Origin of the sequence: Brachybacterium hainanense, assembly GCF_042434575.1 — a bacterium.
Lineage (GTDB): Bacteria > Actinomycetota > Actinomycetes > Actinomycetales > Dermabacteraceae > Brachybacterium > Brachybacterium hainanense.
Genome location: NZ_JBHLSV010000007.1, coordinates 119,376 through 135,380, shown reverse-complemented (window position 1 = coordinate 135,380; position 16,005 = coordinate 119,376). Strand labels below are relative to the sequence as shown.

The following is a 16,005-nucleotide window of genomic DNA, read 5'->3' as shown; positions in this document are numbered from 1 at the left end:
GTGCTCCCGGGGTGGCTCAGCGGGTATGGGGATGCTCGGCGTACCAGTCCGCGAGGCGGGCGAAGCCCTCCTCGAGGCTGACCGCGGGCGTCCAGCCCAGACGATCGCGGGTGCGCCGCTGGTCGAACCAGTGGGCGGTCGAGAGCTGCTCGGCGAGGAACTCCGTCATCGGCGGCTCGTCATGCCCCGGACGCCGCTCCCAGACCTTCTCGACGAGCCGGCCGGCGAGGCGCCCGACGGCGCCGGGGACGCGCAGGCGCGGGCGGGGGACCCCGGCCGCGTCGCAGAAGCCGCCGATGACGTCCCGCACGGTGCGGGGCTCCCCGTTGGAGACCACGAAGCTCTCCCCGTGCACCTCCTCGATCCGGTCGAGCGCCGCGAGGATCGCGTCGGAGGCGTTGGTGATGTAGGTGGTGTCGATGAGGGCCATGCCCTCGTCGAGCAGGGGCAGCCGCCCCTGCGCCGCCCGGTCGACGATCCGGCCCACGAGCTGCGTGTCCCCCGGCCCCCACACGATGTGCGGGCGGATCGAGGTGACGAGCGCCTGTCCGGAGGCGTCGGCGGCCATGGCGAGCTGCTCGGCGGCCGCCTTGGTGCGGGCGTAGGGGCCCCGGGCGCGCTGCGGGTCCGCCGGGGTCGCGTCGAGACCCACGATGGAGGCGCCCAGATGCGCGACCGAGGGCGAGGAGATGTTCACGAGACGCTCGACGCCGCCGTCCCGCATCGCCTGGAGGACGTGGCGGGTGCCCTCGATGTTGACGGCCCGGTACTCCTCCTCCGGCCCGGAGATGGACACCTTCGCGGCGACGTGGACGACGGCGTCGACGCCGTCGACGGCGCGACGCACGTCGTCCGCCGAGGTGAGCGAGCCGAGCGACTCCTCGACCCCCTCGATCCCGGCGGTGCGCCGCTGCAGCACGCGGACGGCGTCCCCGCGATCCCGCAGGCTCGTGGCGATGTGCCGTCCCAGCATCCCCGAGGCGCCGGTGACCAGGACCTTCTGCGCGCTCACAGCGGACGTCCCGGACGGCCCTGCAGGGTCGCCTCGGCCCAGAGGGCCAGACGCGCCCGGTCGATCTTCGAGTTGTGGCGGATGTCCGTCGGCAGCGCGCGCGTGGTGAACACGGCCGTCACGGGGACGCCCGCCCGGTCCTGCACGGCGCGGCGCACAGCCTCCTGGAGGGCCGGGTCGGCAGGCCGCGGCCGCGCCGCCTTCCCGGGTCGGTGGCCGTCCTCGGTCTCGAGGACCACGACGACCTGCTGCGTCCCGGCGGGGCCGACGGCGGCGGCTCCGGCACGACGGACGGTGGCGACGGACTCGGCCGCTTCCTCGATCCGGACCGGGGTCACCAGTCCCTGCGCGGTCGCCAGGACGTGCGCGGCACGCCCCTCGACCCACAGCCGGCCGGCCGCATCCAGCTGGCCCACATCGCCCGTCGCGTGCCAGCCCTCGAAGCGGCTCGCCGTGTCCGTGGTTCCCCAGAGCATGAGGTACCGGTCCCGCACGTGCGGGGCCCGCACGAGGATCTCACCGGTCACCCCGGGCCGGCGGGTGATCTCCCCGGTGGTCGCGCCCAGCTCGTCCATGACCGCGATCGCGATCTCGACCCGCGGCACGGGCGTTCCCACGCACACCCCGGTGCCCTCGCCCGCGGCCTCGATGCCCGCGAGATCGATCGCCGTGACGGCGAGGCACTCCGTCATCCCGTAGGGGGTGAGCGCCTCGGCCGCGGGCATGAGCATGCGCAGCTCCCGCAGGAGCGGGGCGGGGATCGGAGCTCCGGCGCTGAAGAAGCTCGGGACCCGGGCGAGGGCCGCCCGCTCGGCGGCGTCGAGCACGCCCGCGGTGTCCAGGATGTTCCGCAGCGCCGCCGGGGCGGTGAACACCGCCGGCGCGCCGAGGGCGTCGACGGCTCGGGCGAGGGCCCGGGCGGTGAGCTCCCCGGGCCGGGTGACGTCCATGTCCGGGACCACGGAGGGCGCGCCGAGGGCCGGGCCCAGCAGCGCGAAGGGAGCGAAGCCGGCGACCAGACCGCGTTCGGGATCGAGCCGCAGGGTGTCCCCCACGGCGGTGAACATCGCGTTCATCTGCCGGTGGGTGTAGACCGCGCCCTTGGCGGGACCGGTCGATCCGGAGGTGAACAGGATCGCGGCGTCGGCCTCGGGATCGGGCCACGCGGCATCGAGCGGCGCTCCCAGCTCGCGCATCTGCCGACCGGTCGCGGCGAGCTCGGTGACGGAGGTGGACAGTCCCAGGGCCGCCCGGTCCAGGGTGGGCTTCTGGGCGACGCTGATGCGCCGGCCGGGCCAGCCCAGCGCGCGGGCCCCCAGCAGAGCCTTGTCGATGCCGATGATCCAGTCGGGATGGGAGCCGATGACGGCGCGGGTGAGGCCGTCCACGCCCAGCCCCGCGTCCGCGATGACGGCGACCGCACCGATGCGCAGGCACGCGTACAGGACCGCGGTGAGGTCCGCGCCCGGGGTGATGAGGACGCACACCCGGTCGCCGGGGGCGATGCCGTGGGAGAGCATGCCCGCGGCGATGTCCTCGACGCGGGTGTGCAGCAGCTGCCAGCTGATCTCGCGCGGCTCGTCCCCGGCGGAGCCCATCTCGACCACGGCGCTCGCATGGCGATGGGCCGGGTCCGCGGCGAGGCGGGCGATGGGGGCGCCCAGGTGCCCCTCGGGCGCCTGTTCGGCGTAGGTGGAGACGGCGCGGCGCGGCCGGGCGTCCTCGCCGAAGGTCCGCTCGAGCCAGCGGGCGACGAGTCCCGCGGTGTCCGCGTCCTCCCAGACGAGGTGGCTCGCGCCCTCGAAGCGGTGCACGTCCGCGTGCGGCACCCGCTCGAGGAGGTCGCGCAGGTAGCGGTCGGAGAAGGTGACGTCCTTCGGCCCCCAGGCCAGGAGCGTGGGGACATGCAGCTCGCGGATGCCCTCGGCGAGGCGCTCGAGGGTGGGGCGGCTCGGGTGGTCGGCTGTCGCCGGGATGTCGGCGACGAAGGCCTCGATGCCCCGGCGCCGGGCGCGCGAGCGGTACGGGGCGAGGTACTCGCGGGCGACCTCCGCGGGCAGCGGCGGGTTCGAGATCGCGATCGTGGTGCGGAGGAAGGCGTCGGTCAGCGAGGTCGTCGCCGGCAGCACCGCGGGAGCGGTCGCGAGCTGGAGCGCCTTCGGCAGGGACTCGCCGAGCTCCTGATGGATGCCGGTGTTGGTGAGGATCATGCCCGCCAGATCGTGGCGGTTGTCCAGCGCCCAGCCGGTCGAGACGATGCCGCCCCAGTCGTGGCCGACCGTGACCACCGGGCCGCGCAGGGACAGCGCGTCGGTCAGCAGCGACAGATCGGTGATCCGGTCCTGGAGATGGCGGACCTCGCCGGTGCGCTCGGACCAGCCCATCTCGAGCTGGTCGACGGCCACGACCCGCCAGGGGATGTCCTCTCGCACCAGCGAGCGGAAGAGGAAGGAATAGGTGGGGTTGCCGTGCACCGCCAGCAGCGTGCCGCGCGGGGCGATGCCCCGCTCGGCCAGGAGCGGCGCGGAGTCCAGCAGATGCCAGCGCCGCAGCTGCCCGATGTGGTCGCGGACCTCGAGGGTCCGGGAGAGCCGCGGGTCGACGCCGAGCATGGCCGGGACCTCCGCGACGTCGGCACGGGCGATGCGCGGGTTCACCAGGTGACCTCCATGAATGCGGTGTTCAGACCGGAGCCCACGCCGAGCATGAGCACGCGCTCGCCCCGGGAGATGTTCTCCTGATGATGCGCCAGGGTCATCGGCACGGCCTCGGCTGCGACGTTGCCCCAGTCGGGGAAGGTGACGGGGATGCGGTCCATGCCCACCCCGGTGATCTTCGAGAAGTTGCGGGTGTAGACCATCGAGACCTGGTGCGGGATCACGTGCTCGATGCTCTTGAAGTCCAGGCCGCGCGAGCTCGCGTCCTTCCACGTGTCCACGATCAGCTCGATGCCGTTCTCGAGCAGACCCGTCGAGTCGGTGCGCATGTCGTCCATATCGCCGATGCACAGCTCGTGGTGCTCGGTGCCGGCGCGGCCCTCGGTGAGGGTGATGCGATGCCCCTCCGGATGCTCGTCGGCCCGTCCGAGCACAGCCGCGGCGGCGCCCGAGCCGAGGGTGAGCGCGGCGAACTGGTTGTTGAAGTCCGCGCGCGTGGAGGTCTTCGAGTTCAGGCGGTCGATGGTGCCGCGCTGGACCTCCTCGACGTCCTCGGCGCCCACCACGAGGGCATACTCGATCTGGCCCGAGTCGATCATCCCGGCGGCCATGGTCATCGCGTTGACGAAGCCGAGGCAGGCGTTGGTGATGTCGAAGTTCATGCAGCTGCGCGGCATGCCGAGGGCGTGGTGCACGGTCGTGGACACCGCCGGCTCCAGGTGCTGACGGCAGACGGAGGCGTTGATCAGCAGCCCGACCTGGTCGCGGGTGATGCCCGCCTTGGCCATGGCGCGCTCGGCGGCGAGCACGATGCCCTGCTTCCAGCCGGTGTCCGTATCGCGCCACCAGCGCCGCTCGTACACCCCGGCCACGCGCTGCAGCACGCCCTTGGGCAGGCGCAGCCGGCGGCGGGCCGGAGCGAGCATGTCGTCGATCTCGTCGGAGGTGACCGGTACCTGGGCGACCGTGGCCTCCACCGACAGCAGCGCCACGTTGCGGTGGACGAATGACGTGTTCCCCATGTGTCGTTTCTACCTCTGTCCCTCAGACTCGGGGCGCGCCCGAGGGGCAGGCGCGCACCCGGCACATTCTTCCACCCGCCGTCTGCACGTGCGCCGACGGGTGTCCGATGCCACTCGGCCCCGTCCTCAGCTCCCGTCCTCCTCGTCGAGGCCGTGGCCCAGATGGTGACGGGCGAAGGCGAGGCTCTGGCGCAGGACCCGCTCCCGATGCTCGGGGCCCCCGCCGCGCGTGTTCACCTCGAGCAGCACCGAGCCGCTCCAGCCCCGGTTGGCGAGGCGACGCAGCACCTCGGCGCAGGGCTGGTTGCCCTCCCCCGGGGGCAGATGCTCGTCCTTGGTGGTGCGTCCCGTCCCGTCGGCGAGATGCAGATGGGCCAGGCGGTCCCCGAGCCGGTCGATCATGGCGAGCACGTCGTCCCCGGCGGTGGCGGCGTGGGAGAGGTCCACCGTGACGTGCGTGTAGTCCTCGTCGGTCGGGTCATGATCGGGCAGGTAGATCATCGCCTCCCGCACGCCCAGGCGCCACGGGTACATGTTCTCCACCGCGATGCCGATCCCGTACTTCTCCTGGAGCCGGGCGACGCCGCCCACGAAGTCCCGGGCGTAGTCGCCCTGCCAGCGGAAGGGCGGGTGGGCGACGATGGTGGGCACACCGAGGTCGACGGCCATCTGCGCGGTCTTCTCGATCTTGACCCACGGGTCCGCGCCCCACACGTGCTGGAGGAGGAACAGGGTCGGGGCATGGAGCGAGAGGATCGGCTGGCGGTAGTGCCGCGAGAGCTTCGCGAGCTCGTCGACGTCGCGGCTGACCCGCGACGTCGAGACCATCACCTCGATGCCGTCGTATCCCGTGAGCGCGGCGAGGCGGAAGCCCTCCTCGACGCTCGCCGGGAACACGGAGGAGGTGCTCACGCCGACGGGGATGCGCCGTGCCGGGGACTGCGCGCTGAGCGGATCGCCCTGGCTGAGGCGCCGGGAGAGTGCGTCGCGCCCGCTCTGGTGCGCCCTGTTGGGCCGCGTGTAGGGCTTCTTCGCACTGGTCTCGGGCGTCGTCCCCGATCGCTTCCTGGCCACGCTCTCCTCCTCGCCTGGACTGCCGTCCCGCTCGGGGCGGCCCGGTCAGTATGCCGCACTCCCCCGGACGTCCTCTCCGGTCTCGAAGAGGGCGAAGGTGTGGCGGCGGGTGTTGTCCAGGTGCACGGTCGCCAGGTGCGCGGCGAGATCGGCGTCACCGGTCGAGATCGCCCGGACGATCTCCCGGTGATCCGTCCACATCATCGCCTCGTGGTCGATGATCGTGCGCCGGAAGAGCCTGCGCGTGATGCCCATCATCGGACGGGCCATCGCGTCCAGCAGGTCGTTCCCGGCGGCGGTGACGAGCAGGTCGTGGAAGTCGGCGTTGGCCGTCGACCCGCGTGCCGGATCCGCCTGGATCTCCGCCTCGAACGCCTCCGAGGTCAGGCGCGCGAACTCGCGCATCTGATCCTCGGAGGCCCGCAGCGCGCACAGCCGGGCCGCCATCGGCTCGAGCGCCGCGCGGACCTCGAAGACCTCACGCACGTCCCGCCTGGTCAGCGGTGCGACGCTCGCCCCGTCACCCGGCCGCATGCGCACGAGGCCCTCGCCCGCGAGGGTGATGAGCGCCTCGCGCACGGGGACGCGCGATACGTCGAAGCGTCCGGAGAGCTCGCGCTCATTCAGGCGCGCGCCTCCGGGCAGCTCCCCGCTGATGATGTCCTCGCGCAGGGAGGTGACGATGCGTCCGCGCAGAGCGGTGCGATCCTGCGGCATGGTCCTCCCTCCCGAGGGTCGGCGGCCCGACCGCTCAACTGTAGAACAGCAGGTCGCCCTCGGCGACGATGCGGGTCCCGGAGGTGCCGGCGAGGATCTCGTCCAGCCGGTCGAGCGATCCGATGACGGCCTCGCCGCGGCCGGAGGAGGCGAAGCGCCGCGCGGCGGCGACCTTGGGTCCCATCGATCCGGCCGCGAAGCCGTGCTGGGCCAGCTGCGCCGGGGTCGCGCGGCGGATCGCGCGCTGCTGCGGTGTCCCCCAGTCGAGGTACACCGCGTCCGCGTCCGTCAGCAGGAGCAGGAGATCGGCGTCGACGTCCCCCGCGAGGACCGCGCTGGCATGGTCCTTGTCGATGACGGCCTCGACGCCGCGCATCTGTCCGGCCGCCTCGTCGACGATGACGGGGATGCCTCCGCCGCCGACGCACAGGACGATCAGCCCCGCCTCGGAGAGCATGCGGATCGTCGGAGCCTGACGGATCCGCACCGGCTCCGGCGAGGGCACGACGCGACGCCACCAGTCGCCGTCCCGGCCGATCTCCCAGCCGTGCTCGGCGGCGAGCTCGCGCGCGCGGGCCTCCTCGTAGACGGGACCCACGAACTTGGTGGGCTCGGCGAAGGCGGGGTCGTCCTCGGCGACGACGGTGGTGGTGAGGATCGTGGCCATGTCCTTGCGCATGTGCAGGGCGTTCATGAGCTCCTGCCCCACGACGTAGCCGAGCATGCCCTGGGTCTCCGCACCCAGCACATCGAGGGGATAGGCGGCGACGTCCTCGTAGGCGAGGTTCTGCAGCGCGAGCAGGCCCACCTGCGGTCCGTTGCCATGGGTGAGGATCAGGTCGTGCTCGAGGGCCAGATGGCCCAGCGGCTCCATCGCGGCACGGACGTTGCGGCGCAGGTTGTCGGAGGTGATGGGCTCGCCCCGGCGGGAGAGGGCGTTGCCGCCCAGTGCGGCGACGATCTTCATGGGTCATCCTTCCACGATGGGGGTGCCCGCCCCGGTCGGGGCGGGCCGTCGGTAGGTCAGCAGGAAGCAGGCGGCGCCGAGCACGAGCAGCGACGCGGCGAGGGCGAAGGCGGAGCGGTAGCTGCCGCCGGCGTCGACCAGCAGTCCGCTCAGCGGCGGGGAGAGCACGGCGGCACCCATGCCGATGCAGTTGTAGAGGCCGTAGGCGGTGGAGCGGGAGGCGTTGTCGACGTGATCGGCGACGGTGCTGATGAGCACGGGGTCCAGGGCGAGCTTGCCGACGGCGCCGTACAGCACGATGGCGCCGATGAGCACGGCCTCGGATCCGGTCCAGCCGAGCACCAGGATCGTGAGCACGGCGGCGGGGGCGAGGACGGCGACGAAGGCGCGTCGGTGGCCCAGTCTGTCGGAGAGGAAGCCCACGAGGATCCCGGCGGGGACGGCGATCCAGAACGGCAGCGAGGCGATGGTCCCCGCGCGTCCGGGTTCCATCCCCCACTGCGTGCTGAGGAAGGTCGGCAGCCAGGTCACCATGACGAAGAAGGCGTACACGCCGGCGAACAGCATCGCGAAGGCGCCCAGCAGCACGGGGCGCCGCAGCAGGGCGAGGAAGCCGCTGATCTCCTCGCGCAGGGAGCCGTCGCGGTGCCCCTTCCCATCCGGGATGAGCACCGCGATGAGCGTGCCCACGCCGAGGGTGAGGACCCCGAAGACGATGAACGTCCAGTACCAGGGCAGACCGACGCGATAGCTGAGGAAGGAGGAGGCGGCGATGCCGAGTGCGGTCCCGAAGCCCTGGCCCGAGTTGATGATCGCCGCACCGAGCGCACGCCGCCGCAGCGGGGTGACCTCCGCCGACTTCGCGAACTGGGGGCCGTAGTAGAAGCCCTCGCCGAAGCCCGCCATCGCCCGCATGAGCAGCAGGGCGCCGAACAGATGCGTCATCCCGGCGACGCCGGTGAGACTCGTCGCGATCCCGAAGATCACGAAGCCGACGGTGATCAGACGGATCCGTCCCACCCGGTCGCCCAGGATGCCCGAGGGGATCTGGGTGAGGACGTAGACGATGAAGAACAGGCTGGAGATCAGACCGACCTGCGAGTTCGTGAGGCCGAACTGCACCCGGACGAGCTCCTGCACCGGCGAGAGGATCGACCGGTCGGCGTACATGACGACCCATCCCAGGAAGAACAGGAAACAGTACAGCAGCCAGCGCGTCCTGCCGTCGCGGGCGCTCATGCCGCGCGCCTCCGAGCTCGCGCCATCGACCGCAGCCCCTGCAGGGTGTCGGCGCCGGAGCTGTGCCCGACGGCGAGCAGTCCCTCCAGGGCGCGATCGAGCTCCGGTCCCGGTCGTGCGTCGAGCACGGCCTGCAGGGGACCTGCGAAGCGGTGCCGGGAGGCGTCGACGAGGTAGGCGCAGGAGACATCGGTCGTCAGCCGGCGCCCGCGGGTGCGGATCAGCTCCGCGACCTCCGCGACGGCTCGGTGCGCGGGGGCGCTCGCGGGGGCCAGCGCCATCATCCCCACGAGCGCGTCGTCCCCGCTCGGCGTGAGCCCGATGCCGCGGCCGATGAGCTCCCGAGCCGGCGCGGCATCGCCCCGCAGGATCCCGGCGGCCGCCGCCGCGCATCCGGTCTGCTCGTCCCCCTCGGCAGCGGCGAGGGCCTCCACCAGCTCGTCCGCGGGAGGGGCCCCGGGGGCGGACGGGCTCGCCGGCGCCGCGCCGGAGGAGCCCGCAGCGGACGGAACCGCCCCGGGCGCGGCCGCCCCGGAGGGCCGTCCCGGGAGGAGCGGGAGCGCGATCCCGGCAGCCCCCGGGGCGAGCAGCGTGCCCTGCGCCGCGTCGAACCGCCACCGGGCAGACCCCGGGATCGCGCGCAGCGCCCGGCGCCATCGCCCCCAGGTCGCTCCGTCGAGCTCGACGCCGAAGGGGACGGCGAGCGAGCCCTTCCCCGCCAGGGGCTCCGGCCGCGCGCTCAGATGCAGCATCGGAGGGGCGCCGGAGGGCCCGGCGCCGAGCCGGACGAGATTCGCTCCGCGCGCGAAGACGCTGTGCAGGAGCCAGCTGCCCGAGGCCGCGAGGTGCTCCCGGGCGGTCGGCCCGACCCATGCCGTCTGTGCCATCCGGCGCCCCTCTCCGTCCTGTTCCTGCGCCCGCTTCTCGCGTCCGGCCCTCGGCTCAGGCGGCGTCGACGTCGACGCCGTGCTTGGCCGCGAGCGCCTCGAGCGCCTTCTCGAAGCAGGCCAGGGGCGCGCGCACGGTGCCCGCTCCGACCTGGCCCCGTCCCGCGATCCGGTGCGCGATCCCCGTGTTGATGATGGGCGTGATGCCGGTCGCGACGACCTTGCGGATGTCGATGCCGACGCAGGCGCCCTGGAAGTCCCAGGTCGGGATGGGCAGACCGGAGTTGTGGCCGTGCACGATCTCGAGCATGTCCTCGCTCGCCGCGAGCGCGTCGCCGAAGCCGCCCGCCCCGACGAAGCGGATCACGCCGGGCGCGGCGATCATCGCCATCCCGCCGACGCCGAACGTCTCCGTGATCGCGGAGTCGCCGATGTCGGGGTTCGCGTCCTCCTGCGAGAAGCCGGTGAAGAACAGGCCCTCGGGGGTGTTCACCGGCGCCTCGAACCACTGGTCGCCGAGCCCGGCGACCCGGATGCCGAAGTTCTTGCCGTTGCGGGTCATCGCGGTGACGATCGAGCCGTCCGCCCCGGCGCGGGCGGCGTCCATGACCGCCTTGCAGGAGGCCATCATGATGTTGAGGAAGAACTGGTCGGTGTCGCCGAGGAAGGTGAGGATCCTCTGCTTCCTGGCCGGGTCGAGGTCCTGCGCGGCGATCGGCCCGGCGAGCTTGGTCAGCAGCAGCGCGGAGGCGGCGATGTTGCGCTGATGGAACTCGTCGCCCATCGTGATCGCCCGGGCGACCAGCGGCATCACCGGCAGGCCGCCGTCGAGGCCGCGCACCGCCTCCGCGATCGCGGGGCCGAGGTCCTCTGCCATCCACCGCAGGCGCTCGACGACCTCCTCGTCGTAGGCCCCGAAGCGCAGCACCTTGCCGATGCCCTCGTTCATGGTGCAGTAGGCGCGGGTCCCCGTGCCGGACTCCTCGACGACGAGGACCGCCATGCCGGCGCTCGTGATCCCGCCCATGGGCCCGACGGCGCCGACGTGGTGGCAGGGGATGAAGCGGACCTCGGAGGCCAGGAGCTCCCGGGCCTCCTCCTCGGTGCTCGCCCAGCCTTCGAAGAGGGCCGCCCCGACGCACGACCCCTGCATGGGGCCGGTCATCTCCGCGAAGGGCAGGGGCGGGCCGGCGTGCAGGAGGGTCTTCTGCTCCTGCGCCAGCTCGGGGATGACGGTGGCGGCGCGGACGACGTCGACCAGCACGGGCTGGGCTCCGGTGATCCGCTGGATGATCTGCTCGTTGGCCTCGTCGATGCTCGCGGCGATGGTCATGGTCTCCTCCTCGAGGACGGTGGGTGCGGGGGTGTCGGGGGCGGTGCTGGTCATGTCAGGGCCGCGAGGATCTTCTGCAGCCGTGGGTTCCCGCCGGCCAGCGGCGACCAGGTGTACTGGACGACCTCGCCCCCGCGCTCGTGCAGCGCTGCCGCGAAGGACGGCAGGCCCACGTTGATGACCTGCGGCGGCGCCGAGACGAGTGCTCGCGTCGGGGCCGGGACGGCGGCGGGAACGGCGGACTCGCCGAGGCCGCGCAGGATTGCGAGAGCATGCCGGGTGGCCGCGGCGTTGGAATCGAGGACCACGGCCCCGGCGGCCTCGAGCGCGGCGATCTGCGCCGAGCGCGGCTGGGGGTCCAGCTCGGTGCCGCACACGGATGCGACCACGACGACCTCGCGTCCCGCGGCCGCCGCGGCGGCCCGCCCTTCCTCGATCGCGGGGACGAGAGCCCCGGCGGGATCGGCGTGCGAGCCGTATCCGGTCACCACGTCGACGAGGACGACGGCGACCTCGGGGTCGTCGAAGGCCTCGCGGACCTTCTCGGCGCGCAGCGACGGATCGATCATCGGGTGAGGTCGTCCCTGCGTGTACGCGTCGTCGCCCAGATCGATGATCCGATGCCCGTCGTGGTCGAGCATGAACCCGGCGGGATGCTCGGCATCGGGCGGGACGCCGAGGGCGCGGGAGAGCATGAGCGCGGACTCGGCGGCGAGGGTGCCGCCGCAGAAGAGACCGCGCAGCGTGCGCTGGCCGGGCGCCGGCGCGGCGGGGTCGGCCTCCGGCACCTCGCCGTCGCCCTCCCGCACCGGTCCTGCGAGCGCGACGGCGAGCCGTGCCGCATCCTCGAGGGTGCGCGCGAAGGCGACGTTGCCGTCCTGCTCCTGTGCGGGTTCCTCCCCCAGCAGGATCGCGACGACCGGCGTGGACAGCTGCTGGCAGATCCCGAGCACGTTCTCGCGCACGGACGGCGCGGGAGGCTTGGACACGAGGGTGATCACGCGGGTGGCCGGATCCGCGTCGAGCGCCTGCAGTGCCTGGATGCACGTGATCGCGCCGACCTTCTCCGAGAGATCGCGCCCGCCCAGGCCGATGGCCTGGCTCACCCCGCCGCCGGCCAGGTCGATCTGGACCATGACCTCCTGGGTGCCGGTGCCGGAGGCGCCGACGATGCCGATGGGGCCGGGGGTGACGATGTTGGTGAAGGCGAGGGGAAGTCCGCCGAGGCTGCCGGTGCCGCAGTCGGGTCCCATCATGAGCAGGCCCCGCTCGCGGGCCCGGGTCTTCAGGCGGACCTCGTCCTCGACGGGGATGTTGTCGGAGAAGACGAACACGTGCAGGTCCGCGTCCAGCAGGCGCTCGATCTCCGGCGCCGCCTGCTCCCCGGGGATGGAGACGAGCGCGAGGTTCGCCTGGGGCAGGACGGAGCGCGCCCGCTCCAGGGAGCGCACGCGCGGGTAGCTGGCCGATCGCGAGGCGCTGGCCTGCTGGGCGATGTACTCCTCGACCCGGGAGAGGATGAGCGCCGGGGCCTCCGGATCCTCCGACTCGAGGGCGATGACGAGGTCCGCGGGCCCGGCCGCCTCGATCTGCGGGGAGACGAAGCCGGTGTCCGCGAAGATCCCCTTGTTCGCCGGGGTCCCCATCATGATGGAGACCCGCTCGACCTCGTCGAGGCCGCTGAGCTGGGTGCTGAGCACCATGAGGCTCACGGAGTCCTGGTAGGTGGCGGGCTTGATGATCGTGTGGAGCATGAGCGCTCACGCCCTTTCGCGGGAGTCGGAGGGGGAGGGTGCGGGGGCCGCGGGGCGGTTCTCGCGCAGGCCCAGCGCGGCGACGATCGCGATCGCGAGCAGGCCGATCGCGAGGTAGAACCCCGCGTTCCAGCTGCCGGTGACGTCGACCAGCAGCCCGGTCACGTACGGCGCGAGGATCGAGGAGGACATGCCGATGAAGTTGAACAGCCCGAAAGCGCTCGCGGTGATCGAGGCCGGCGAGTTGAGGCCGCACAGCGAGATCAGCAGCGGGTCCGTGGCGAGCTTGCCGAAGAAGCCGTACATGACCAGGGCGAGGATGACCAGCGGCATGGACGGGGCGAGGACCAGGAGCAGGATCGAGGCGATCGCGAGGGGGAACACCATCAGCAGCAGCGGCTTGCGCACGCCGATGCGGTCGGAGATCCAGGCGATCAGCAGCGCGGCGGGGACGGAGGTCCACGCGACCAGGGAGGAGACGAACCCGGTCTGCGAGGCCTCGACCCCGCGGACCTCGGCGAGATAGGTGGGCAGCCACGTGATCATCACGAAGAACCCGTAGATCGAGCAGAAGACCATGACGAAGGTCAGCACGAGGTTGCGGACGCGGAAGAGGCTCAGGACGCTGGGCTTCGGCCCTGCGTCGGCGGCGTCGACGTGCGCGCGCGGCTCGCGGATCAGCACCCACATGAGAAGGCCCACGAGGATCGTGGGGACGGCGAAGACGTAGAACGGCGCCCGCCATCCGCCGCCCAGGTCGAAGGCGATCCAGCTGGAGGCCATCAGACCCAGGGAGATGCCGAAGGCCTGCCCGGAGTTGATGATCGCCGAGCCGAGGGTGCGCAGGCGCCCGGGGATCATCTCGCCGGAGAGCGAGTACTGGGGCCCGTAGTAGAACCCCTGGCCGAAGCCGGCCACCGCCCGCATGAGGAACAGCATGCCGACCCCGCCGACCACGCCCGTCAGGCCCGTGAACAGGCCGAAGATCACGAAGCCGAGCACGATGAGCTTCAGCCGCCCGAAGCGGTCGCCGATCATCCCCGACGGGACCTGCACCAGTGCGTATACCAAGAAGAAGACCGAGTTCAGCAGACCGAGCCCGGCCTTGTCGAGGCCGAACTCCGCGCCGATCTCCGACATGACCGGATTGAGGATCGTCCGGTCCGCATAGATGAACATCCAGCCCAGGAAGAACATCAGGGCTACGACCCACCATTTGGTGGGCGCTCGTCCCGGTCGCGGCGAAGCGGTGCCCGCTGCGGTCGATACTGCGTCGGTCATCTCGGCTCCTCATCAGGTTCGAGTCCCGTACCGTCGTTGGTATACCGAGCGTAGCGCGGAAAGCGAACCACGTCACCCCCGCGCCCTAGACTTTCTCCATGACAGATCCTGCGCCCGTGCGCGAGCTGGGGCCGGCGGACCGCCCGGCCGTCGATCGGATGATCTCCCTGGCCTTCGGAGGCCGCTCCCCTCGGACCGAGCCGGAGCCCTTCCCCGCCGGCGTGACGGCGCTCGGCATCGACGGTCCGGAGGGCGACCTCGCCGCCTCCCTGCTCCTGCGTGAGGATGCGATCGCCCTCGGAGCGGGATCCGTCCGATGCGGCGGGATCGCCGGACTCTCGGTCCACCCCGGGCACCGCGGGCAGGGCCACTTCGGCGCCCTGCTGCGCGAGGCGCTCGCCCGCAGCACGGCCCGAGGGGACGCCTTCTCGATGCTCTATCCCTCCCACCAGGGCATCTACCGTCGACTGGGTTATCAGACCGTCGCCCAGGTGCGGAGATACGTGCTGCCGCTCGCCGATCTGCAGGGCATCCGCACGGATCCGTCGCTGCGCATCTCCCCGGTCCTCGCCGCCGACATGCCGGCCCTCCGTGCGCTCTACCTCGCCATGGCCCACCGGGAGAACGCCCTGCTGCTGCGGGAGGGCCCCCTCTTCGGGGACGACGGCCTCCCCGCCGCACCATGGAACGCGGTGATCGTGCGCGATGGCACCTCGGCTCCGCGCGGGTACCTGTCCTACGCGCGCACCGCCGACGGCGTCGGGGGCACGGGGCTGGAGGTCTTCGACCTGGTGGGCGAGGACAGAGCCGCACTCGAGGCGCTGCTGTCGTGGCTGGGCAGCTGGTCGACCGTCGTCTCCTCCGCCCTCGTGCGCACACGCACGGAGGACCCGCTGCTCGACGTCCTCCCCGGGGCGGGGCTGCGCCCGGACCCGCGCACGGTTCCCCTGGTGATGATGCGGCTGCTGGACACCGCGGCGGCGCTCGAGGCCCGCACCGCACCGCCCGGGCTCGAGGGCGAGGTGCACCTGGAGGTGGAGGACGCCGCGGTGCCGGAGGGTGTCTGCCGCGCCGCCGGCGTCCGCGCGGTCCGCGTCCGATCAGGGCGGGTCGAGGTCTTGCCCGCGGGCTCCTCGCCCCTGCCGCGGACTCGCCTGGACGTCCACGCCGCGGCGCTGCTGCTCGCAGGCGGACGGACCCTCGCCGAGGCGCGACGGCTGGGGCTGCGCGCGGACGCGGACCCCGCTGCCGAGGCGTTCCTCGATACCCTGCTGGCCGGTCCGCGCCCCAGCGTGCTCGACTTCTTCTGATCGTCCGCCTGACCGCCGTCCCCCGACGCACCGGCCCGCCCGGCCCCGCCCCGACCCCTGGAGCCCCCCCCGCATGGCGAAGCTGCACTTCAAGTACGGAGCGATGAACTCCGGCAAGTCCGACACCCTCATCAAGACCGCCTACAACTACGCGGAGAGAGGGCTGGCGACCCTCACGGTGAAGGCGGCGATCGACACCAAGGGAGAGGACTGGGTCATCGCCCGCGGCGGTGCGCGGCGCCGCGTCGACGTGCTCGCCGCATCGGGCGAGGACCTGCGCGAGCGCATCCGCGAGACCGCGGATCGCCTGGACCTGCGCCCCCTGCACTGCGTGCTCGTGGACGAGGCGCAGTTCCTGGACCGGGAGCAGATCGACCAGCTCTTCCTCGTCGCCAAGAGCGAGGACATCTCCGTCATCTGCTACGGGCTGCGCACCGACTTCCTCGCCCGCGTCTTCCCCGGGTCGCAGCGGCTCTTCGAGCTCGCCGACAACTTCGAGAAGCTGCCGACGATGTGCCGGTGCGGCTCGCAGGCCGAGTTCAACTGCCGCCTGGTCGGCGGGGTGCACGTCTTCCGCGGCGAGCAGGTCGCGATCGACGACGGCTCCGAGGTGAGCTACGAGTCGCTGTGCGGCAGCTGCTTCCTGCGGGAGCAGGAGGCCGCCGGCGATCCGGTGATCGGATAGCGCAGCCGGGCCCGGATCGCACGAGGAGACCACGATCCGGACATAGGATGATCCTCGGACCACCACG

13 protein-coding genes are annotated in these 16,005 nt (G+C 72.4%); 2 read left to right on the top strand and 11 right to left on the bottom strand.

What is annotated here, in order from left to right:
* Positions 1–16 precede the first annotated feature (16 nt).
* The 11 genes from ACFFF6_RS08080 to ACFFF6_RS08030 form a co-directional block, all read right to left on the bottom strand.
* The gene (locus tag ACFFF6_RS08080; protein WP_376979844.1) at positions 17–1,012 is read right to left on the bottom strand and encodes an NAD-dependent epimerase/dehydratase family protein; all 996 of its coding nucleotides are present in this window, start codon (positions 1,010–1,012) and stop codon (positions 17–19) included.
* Entirely contained in the window at positions 1,009–3,624 is a 2,616-nt protein-coding gene (locus ACFFF6_RS08075; protein ID WP_376979860.1) for an alpha/beta fold hydrolase, read from the bottom strand. Before ACFFF6_RS08075 ends, ACFFF6_RS08080 begins: the two co-directional genes overlap by 4 nt.
* A 41-nt stretch (positions 3,625–3,665) precedes the next feature.
* Complete coding sequence (locus ACFFF6_RS08070; RefSeq protein WP_376979843.1) at positions 3,666–4,691, bottom strand: 3-oxoacyl-ACP synthase III; 1,026 nt, start codon at positions 4,689–4,691, stop codon at positions 3,666–3,668.
* Between the two features lie 126 nt (positions 4,692–4,817).
* Positions 4,818–5,765: a sugar phosphate isomerase/epimerase family protein gene (locus tag ACFFF6_RS08065; RefSeq protein WP_376979842.1), complete on the bottom strand. Its 948-nt coding sequence runs from the start codon at positions 5,763–5,765 to the stop codon at positions 4,818–4,820.
* A gap of 45 nt (positions 5,766–5,810) precedes the next feature.
* Positions 5,811–6,482: a GntR family transcriptional regulator gene (locus ACFFF6_RS08060; protein WP_376979841.1), complete on the bottom strand. Its 672-nt coding sequence runs from the start codon at positions 6,480–6,482 to the stop codon at positions 5,811–5,813.
* A 34-nt stretch (positions 6,483–6,516) separates the two neighbouring features.
* Positions 6,517–7,449, bottom strand: a complete 933-nt coding sequence (gene arcC, locus ACFFF6_RS08055) for a carbamate kinase (RefSeq protein ID WP_376979840.1) — start codon at positions 7,447–7,449, stop codon at positions 6,517–6,519.
* 3 nt (positions 7,450–7,452) lie between these two features.
* Positions 7,453–8,688, bottom strand: a complete 1,236-nt coding sequence (locus ACFFF6_RS08050) for an MFS transporter (RefSeq protein WP_376979839.1) — start codon at positions 8,686–8,688, stop codon at positions 7,453–7,455.
* Positions 8,685–9,575: an oxamate carbamoyltransferase subunit AllH family protein gene (locus ACFFF6_RS08045; RefSeq protein ID WP_376979838.1), complete on the bottom strand. Its 891-nt coding sequence runs from the start codon at positions 9,573–9,575 to the stop codon at positions 8,685–8,687. The genes ACFFF6_RS08050 and ACFFF6_RS08045 overlap by 4 nt, the downstream gene beginning before the upstream one ends.
* A gap of 55 nt (positions 9,576–9,630) precedes the next feature.
* Positions 9,631–10,962: a YlbE family protein gene (locus ACFFF6_RS08040; RefSeq protein ID WP_376979837.1), complete on the bottom strand. Its 1,332-nt coding sequence runs from the start codon at positions 10,960–10,962 to the stop codon at positions 9,631–9,633.
* Positions 10,959–12,662 (bottom strand): acyl-CoA synthetase FdrA, encoded by a 1,704-nt coding sequence (gene fdrA, locus ACFFF6_RS08035; protein ID WP_376979836.1) that lies wholly within the window; start codon positions 12,660–12,662, stop codon positions 10,959–10,961. Before fdrA ends, ACFFF6_RS08040 begins: the two co-directional genes overlap by 4 nt.
* Positions 12,663–12,668: 6 nt before the next feature.
* Positions 12,669–13,943 carry an MFS transporter gene (locus ACFFF6_RS08030; RefSeq protein WP_376979835.1) on the bottom strand — a complete coding sequence of 425 codons (1,275 nt, stop codon included), beginning with the start codon at positions 13,941–13,943 and terminating at the stop codon, positions 12,669–12,671.
* Between the two features lie 98 nt (positions 13,944–14,041).
* Between ACFFF6_RS08030 and ACFFF6_RS08025 the strand changes: the two genes are divergently transcribed.
* Together ACFFF6_RS08025 and ACFFF6_RS08020 are read left to right on the top strand one after the other, a co-directional pair.
* Positions 14,042–15,253 carry a GNAT family N-acetyltransferase gene (locus ACFFF6_RS08025; protein WP_376979834.1) on the top strand — a complete coding sequence of 404 codons (1,212 nt, stop codon included), beginning with the start codon at positions 14,042–14,044 and terminating at the stop codon, positions 15,251–15,253.
* 73 nt (positions 15,254–15,326) lie between these two features.
* Positions 15,327–15,938, top strand: a complete 612-nt coding sequence (locus tag ACFFF6_RS08020; protein WP_376979833.1) for a thymidine kinase — start codon at positions 15,327–15,329, stop codon at positions 15,936–15,938.
* Positions 15,939–16,005: the final 67 nt, after the last annotated feature.

What these genes read in the sequence shown, in the direction of transcription:
- ACFFF6_RS08020 (WP_376979833.1), top strand. Translation starts at nt 15,327, where the DNA reads ATGGCGAAGCTGCACTTCAAGTACGGAGCGATGAACTCCGGCAAGTCC.
- ACFFF6_RS08045 (WP_376979838.1), bottom strand. Translation starts at nt 9,575, where the DNA reads ATGGCACAGACGGCATGGGTCGGGCCGACCGCCCGGGAGCACCTCGCG.
- ACFFF6_RS08050 (WP_376979839.1), bottom strand. Translation starts at nt 8,688, where the DNA reads ATGAGCGCCCGCGACGGCAGGACGCGCTGGCTGCTGTACTGTTTCCTG.
- ACFFF6_RS08040 (WP_376979837.1), bottom strand. Translation starts at nt 10,962, where the DNA reads ATGACCAGCACCGCCCCCGACACCCCCGCACCCACCGTCCTCGAGGAG.
- arcC (WP_376979840.1), bottom strand. Translation starts at nt 7,449, where the DNA reads ATGAAGATCGTCGCCGCACTGGGCGGCAACGCCCTCTCCCGCCGGGGC.
- ACFFF6_RS08060 (WP_376979841.1), bottom strand. Translation starts at nt 6,482, where the DNA reads ATGCCGCAGGATCGCACCGCTCTGCGCGGACGCATCGTCACCTCCCTG.
- ACFFF6_RS08070 (WP_376979843.1), bottom strand. Translation starts at nt 4,691, where the DNA reads ATGGGGAACACGTCATTCGTCCACCGCAACGTGGCGCTGCTGTCGGTG.
- fdrA (WP_376979836.1), bottom strand. Translation starts at nt 12,662, where the DNA reads ATGCTCCACACGATCATCAAGCCCGCCACCTACCAGGACTCCGTGAGC.
- ACFFF6_RS08030 (WP_376979835.1), bottom strand. Translation starts at nt 13,943, where the DNA reads ATGACCGACGCAGTATCGACCGCAGCGGGCACCGCTTCGCCGCGACCG.
- ACFFF6_RS08075 (WP_376979860.1), bottom strand. Translation starts at nt 3,624, where the DNA reads ATGCTCGGCGTCGACCCGCGGCTCTCCCGGACCCTCGAGGTCCGCGAC.
- ACFFF6_RS08025 (WP_376979834.1), top strand. Translation starts at nt 14,042, where the DNA reads ATGACAGATCCTGCGCCCGTGCGCGAGCTGGGGCCGGCGGACCGCCCG.